The 5,503-nt window shown below is 67.6% G+C and carries 6 protein-coding genes; 1 reads left to right on the forward strand and 5 read right to left on the reverse strand.

Annotation, left to right across the window (positions count from 1 at the left end; genetic code table 11):
- Nucleotides 1-209: 209 nt before the first annotated feature.
- The gene (locus ACFWI9_RS32680) at nt 210-1,043 is read right to left on the reverse strand and encodes a hypothetical protein (protein WP_387168456.1); all 834 of its coding nucleotides are present in this window, start codon (nt 1,041-1,043) and stop codon (nt 210-212) included.
- Between the two features lie 84 nt (nt 1,044-1,127).
- On the opposite strand from ACFWI9_RS32680, the gene ACFWI9_RS32685 reads away from it, so the two are divergent.
- Nucleotides 1,128-1,763, forward strand: coding sequence for a transposase (locus ACFWI9_RS32685; RefSeq protein WP_387168458.1), 636 nt, complete (start codon nt 1,128-1,130; stop codon nt 1,761-1,763).
- Here the strand turns inward: ACFWI9_RS32685 and ACFWI9_RS32690 are convergent.
- The 4 genes from ACFWI9_RS32690 to ACFWI9_RS32705 all read right to left on the reverse strand — a co-directional run bounded on the left by ACFWI9_RS32690 (nt 1,742) and on the right by ACFWI9_RS32705 (nt 5,486).
- Nucleotides 1,742-2,362, reverse strand: coding sequence for a hypothetical protein (locus tag ACFWI9_RS32690; RefSeq protein WP_387168461.1), 621 nt, complete (start codon nt 2,360-2,362; stop codon nt 1,742-1,744). The genes ACFWI9_RS32685 and ACFWI9_RS32690 overlap by 22 nt on opposite strands.
- Nucleotides 2,363-3,320: 958 nt before the next feature.
- On the reverse strand, nt 3,321-3,662 hold the full coding sequence (locus ACFWI9_RS32695; protein ID WP_387168465.1) for a helix-turn-helix domain-containing protein: 342 nt from the start codon (nt 3,660-3,662) through the stop codon (nt 3,321-3,323).
- Entirely contained in the window at nt 3,662-4,786 is a 1,125-nt protein-coding gene (locus ACFWI9_RS32700) for a tyrosine-type recombinase/integrase (RefSeq protein WP_387168467.1), read from the reverse strand. Before ACFWI9_RS32700 ends, ACFWI9_RS32695 begins: the two co-directional genes overlap by 1 nt.
- A 64-nt stretch (nt 4,787-4,850) precedes the next feature.
- Nucleotides 4,851-5,486, reverse strand: a complete 636-nt coding sequence (locus ACFWI9_RS32705) for a tyrosine-type recombinase/integrase (protein ID WP_387168470.1) — start codon at nt 5,484-5,486, stop codon at nt 4,851-4,853.
- Between the last annotated feature and the right edge of the window lie 17 nt (nt 5,487-5,503).

Here is a 5,503-nt window from a genome sequence, read left to right on the forward strand (position 1 = left end):
GGGAGCGTGGGGCGGCGCGGATGCGGCTGAAGAGCATGCTGACGCACGCCAGATGATCGTCCCTGACATGCAGTGGCCGCCCGACCCGCATCAAGCATGTGATCACCAACCCGATCGGCCGAACCGACCCAGGGAGTAGCGGACGTGCTGGCCTTTGAAGGAGCCGGGGCTGGGCTGAGCAATAGTCAAGAGTTGTGGGTGAGCTGAGTTCAGCTCTCGCTGCGGTGCTTGAGGCCGGTACTGGCAGTGTTGCGGATCCGCTTGGTGCGGCCGGCTTCGGCGAGGATCCCCGCCGGGATCTCGGTGGCGAGCTGGAAGAGCGCAGTGCTGCGGGCCTGATTGGGTCGGATCCCGAGCTGGTTCAGCCGCTGGGTCAGCTGCGTCGTACTGATCGGCCGTCCGGGCTGGCCACCGGGGAAGAGCCAGGGTGACGGGGCCAGAGCGCCGATGGTCGCGTGCCCCTTGCGGTTCGCGGCAACCACGCGGGCCAGTGCGACGGGCTCGGGCAACTGGACGGGAGCATCGCCGAGATGGAGACGTACTTCCTGAGCACCGGCCTCGACGTCCTCGATGGTCAACCGGCCTATCGCTGAAGGTCCTTGGGCATAGGGGAGGAGAAGGAGTCCTGCCAGGCGGTCTTCTGGTTTGAGGGTGTCGTCGTGCAGGAGTCGGCGTGCGACGTTCCACCTCTGTTCGTCATCGAGTGGTTGGGTGGGGCCGTTCCAGCGGACGGCGGGGACGTGGACGGTGGTGAGTTTGTTGGTGCGGGCCCAGCGGATGAAGTGTCCGGCCGTGTGGCGGTAGGTGGCGGAGTCGTCGGTGAGCCATTGGTCGAGGTCGGCCTGCTGGCAGGTCTCCAGGGCGAGGTCGTGAGCCTTCAGCCAGGTCAGGAAGGCGACGGCCGCGTTGGTGCGTTGACGTGCGGATATGAACTGCTGCGAGGTCAGGGGTCGGCCGTTGCTGCGTCGGCGAAGTCGCCGGACCAGGTGCCAGATCGCGTACCGGTGCAGGACTTTGCGCTGTTCGGGGACTCCGTTGCTCAATTGACTGCGTGCGGTGTCTTGTTGACGGGATGATCGCTTCTGTGGTCGAGGGCCGGTCGTGTGGTGTCGGTGGGGAGTGAAGCGATGTCGATGCAGCCCAGGGGTCTGCCGCCGGTCCCGGAGCAGACTGCGGTAGTGGCCCGGGCCGCTTTCCCGAAAGGGAGTCTGCCGATCCGGGTCCGTGACCGGCTGGCCGGGCTGTTCGCCGACGAGCCGTTTGCCGGCTCTTTCGGGGTGCGGGGCGCCCCGGGGATGCCTCCGGCCGTGCTGTCGCTGGTCACGGTGCTGCAGTTCACGGAGAACCTGACCGATCGGCAGGCTGCCGCGATGGCCGTGCGGGCCATCGACTGGAAATACGCCCTCGGTATGGAGCTGACCGATGCCGGCTTCGACTTCACCGTGCTGAGCAAGTTCCGCGCCCGTATCACCGGGCACGGCCTGGAGCGGGTGGTCTTCGACCGGCTGGTGGAGCACTGCCGGACCGAGGGGCTGATCGGCGCGGGCGGCAGACAGCGCACCGACTCCACGCACATCGTCTCCGCGGTGCGGGACCTGAACCGTCTGGAGCTGGCCGGGGAGAGCGTGCGTGCCGCGCTGGAGGCTCTCGCGGTCGCGGCCCCGTCCTGGCTGGCCTCACAGGTCGATCCAACCCCTCCGCCGGGTCCGCACCAGCCGCCTCGAACGCCTCGCCTACAAACTCACCGCGTGACCAGCAATTGAGCAACGGAGTCTTCGGGGTCTTGCTGTGATGCGAGAAGGCCGGTGAGGAAGCGTTCGAGGCGGACCATGTACTCGTCTCGCTCGAGCAGGGCACCGACGCCGACGAGGCCTTGGCGGAGATGGGCGAGGGGCGGGCTGTCGGCTAGCTCGTCGAGGGCCTCGTGAGTCAGGGCTCGTCGGCCGGCCGCGAGGTCGGCCAGGACCGGAGACACGGACGGCTTGTTCAGCCACCGTCTGGCGGTGATGGGGTGCTCGGCGGTGGCGATGTCGTTCCGCAGGGCTTCGAGCGCGGGGTGGAGAGCATGGGACGGAGGGCCCAGGAGCTCGTTGAGGCGCCGGTTGATGAGACAGCGAGCGCACTGGCCGGGGTGTGGGTAGTCGGGATCGCTGCAGGTGGGACAGGTGTGCCAGACCTCAGGGGCGGTGCAGTCCAGGCAAAGAGGCTGGTCGAGAGTGCCGGAGATGACCGCTGCGACGCTGCCGCAGGCCGAGCATGACGCTGAGCGATGCTGGCAGTCCAGGCACCATGGCCGGCCCGTGGTGCGGGAGGTGCCGCAGGGCTTCTCTTCGCCGCAGATGCTGCAAGTAGCGGTGGGCAAGGAGGGGCAGCGCAGAGAGGGCCGTCCGGCGTGCGGATGTTCACGACCTTTCGGCGCCCGCAGTTGATGCAGGTTTCCAGGTTCGCCTGGTCGCTGACCAGGCAGTTCGGACACACTGGCCGACTTTGTTCGTCGCGGGTGGCGGGCTCTCGACGGGCTCCGCATCCCGAGCACTCTTCGATCCGGGAGTGGGAAATACACATGCGGCAGACCCGCTGTCCATTGAGGGGCTTGTCGATGCGTACGACTCTGTGGCAGCCGGGGCAGGACGGCCGGACGATCCCGGTGACGCCAGCCTTGAGCAGCAGGTCGATCAGTTTGAGGATCGCGCGGTGGGGCGCGAGGTGGCCGTCCCCGGTCAGCAGGGCGGGGTTGGCTTCCAGGGCCCAGGCGAGTTTCTGCTGGTAGGAGGGACGAGGTGCCGATCGGCGGACCGCGTCGGAGACCGTCTCCCGTCCGGCCTGCGGGTCCAGTGCAGCGATCAGGGCGCCGATCACTGCGACGGGGTCGCGTCCGTCGGTGTCCGGGCACTTGCCGCATCGTGGCCGCCCGGCCCGGTCGCGTGTAGCGACCCTGCGGGTGTTCCCGCAGGCAGCACACGGCTCGGGCTGTGGCCCGCAGTTCCAGCAGTACCAGTCCTGGCCGCGGCGCTGGAGGGTTCGCATCTGCCTGCCGCATTCGGCGCAACACGGCGGCGAGATGGCCTCGGCTCCGGCCTCGCGCAGCGCGATGAGCAGGTCGCCGACGGCCCTGGGGGCCGGGGAGCGACCGTCGTTCAGCACGCGGGGATGTTCAGCGAGGTGTGCCGCGAGGCGGCGCGACTTTGAGCGGCCGCCCGCGACGCTGGCGACCACGGTGCGGATCCGGTCAGGCTCCAGGCGATGTTCGACGGCCGCGACCAGGTCCACGATGAGCCCGATCGGATCCGTGACGGCCCGATCGGGGTGCCCGGGTGCGGTCACGGCCGCTCGAGACCGCGGATGCGGGCTCGCTTGGGTCGCAGGTCACCGACGCCTGCCTCGGCGCCAACGGCCTTCTTTGTCAGGGTAGGTGTTCCGGAAGCTGCTGCGGCGGTAGGCTCGATGAGGTCGTCCATGGTGCAGTCGAGGGCGTCGAGCAGGGCCATGAGGATCTTCAGGCTGAGTCGTTCGGGGCGCTCGACGACGAGCCGGTAGACCTGGCTGGACGACAGGGTGATGCCACGTTCGTCCAGCAGCGGGATGAGGTCGGTGGTGGAGAAGAGCCCGCGGTCGGCCATGACTTTGCGCAGGTGCCAGTGGTAGTCGAGCTTCGCGGCCATCAGCGGTCCTTGTCTGCGGGGATCGGGTCGAGCGCGGGAGCAAGTGCCTTGTGGAGCATGGTGTTCATGAAGTCATCGCTGACGTGCGTGTAGATGGCGGTGGAACTGTCATTCTCGTGACCGACTTGCTGCTGCAAGAACCGCCGGTCAACCCCGTCCTCCGTGAGGTGGGTGACGTAAGAATGGCGAGCGGAGTGGACCGTCAGCGCCTTCGGGAGCTTCAGGGCGTCACGGTAGGCGACGAACCGGGCATTGATCTCCGCCGGCTTCACCCGCCCGCCTCGCTCGGTCACCCACAACGCGGGGTGATCCTCGCAGCCGAACCGCGGCCGTACGTTCTCCACGTAGTCGGCGACCGCCTCCACCACCCAGTCCATCACCGACAGCACATTCCGACGGCGCGGCGGTTGGCCCTTCTTCGCTTTGCCGTAGCGGACGTTGAGGGTGCCGTACCGGCCGAACTGCGGAGCCTTCGCGTTCCGCCTGAAGTCCACCACATCCAGCTTCGATGCCTCGGTCCGGCGCAGACTCCACCCGTAGATGACCTTGAAGAGAGTGGCGTCGCGGTAGGCGGCGAGGGCTCCCTTGCGCTTGGCCCGGACCGCCCGTTCGACCTGGTCGTCGGCGTAGTCGAGGAAGCGCTGGATCTCCTCGCGCGTGAACGGCCTCGCCTCGGGGCGCCCCTCGTAGTCGTTGAGGTGAGCGATGGTGTTCCACTCGTGGCAGATGGCCACCGGGTGGGTGCCGAAGGCATCCTCGCAGGCCACCGACCAGCCGTAACGGCCGTCGATCAGGAACTCGCTGAACAGGCGCAGACTGCCCTGGTAGCTGCGGATCGTGGACGGCGCGAGGCGCTTCTCACTGGTCAGCCACAGTGACCACTCATCCACATGGCCGGACGTCCAGGACCACGGATATTCGTTCGTGTACTCCAGAAACCGGCGTACAAGTCGTTCCCGGGCCGTGACCGTGTCCTCGCGGAGCCCACGAGCAGCTTGCTGAGCGCGCCAACCCCGCACCATCGCCTCGACCATTGCGTCCTGGGGACGCAACTGGGCCACCCCGGAGACCAGCTCCAGGTGAGCCGCCCCCGCCAGGTCGGCACGTCGCTGCTGTAGACCCACTTTCACCCTCCCCTTCAGAGGGCAAATCCTGCATCAGATGGGATCTGATCGCCAAACACCCAGCTCAGGCCGCCAAGTTGTGGCGGGGTAGAGTCCCCGTCAAGCCCCGCTCTGAGCTCGCGACCTGCAGTTTCTCGCCCATCAGATGCAATTCCTGAGGGTTGGCGTACGTGTCGATGGTGGTCTGCACGCTGGCGTGGCCGAGGAGCTCGGAGACGACCTCCGCCGGCACCTTGGCACGAAGGAGCCTGGTGGCATAGGTGTGGCGCAAGGCGTGGGGCGAATAGTGTGCTACGCCGCTGTGCCGACGTAGCCGCTTGGACAGGTCCTTGACGCTGTCGGCCGTCATCGGCGCCCCGTGCGGGCCACGGAAGAGGTTGACGAACACGTAATCGCTGTCGAGCGTGCCGTACTCGCTTTCCATGTAGTCCGCGTACGTGTCCAGAACAGCGGTACCGATCGGCACCGTCCTGGCCTTGAGGCCCTTCGCCCGGGCAGCATTGACGTTGCTCTCCCGGGGCACCACCCGTACCTCGCCGGCCCGCAGCCGCAGATCGCCATGCCGCAGCCCGAGCGCCTCGCCCAGGCGCAGCCCGGGCTCGTTCAGCAAGGTAATCAGGAACGGGTCTGCTGCACGATCGGGTGACGTCTGAACTGGCTTGCCCTGTGGGGCGGGTGGGAAGGGTGTCGCTGTGCCCAAGTCTTATCCGGAGGAGT

Source organism: Streptomyces sp. NPDC127084, assembly GCF_042724175.1.
Classification (GTDB): domain Bacteria; phylum Actinomycetota; class Actinomycetes; order Streptomycetales; family Streptomycetaceae; genus Streptomyces.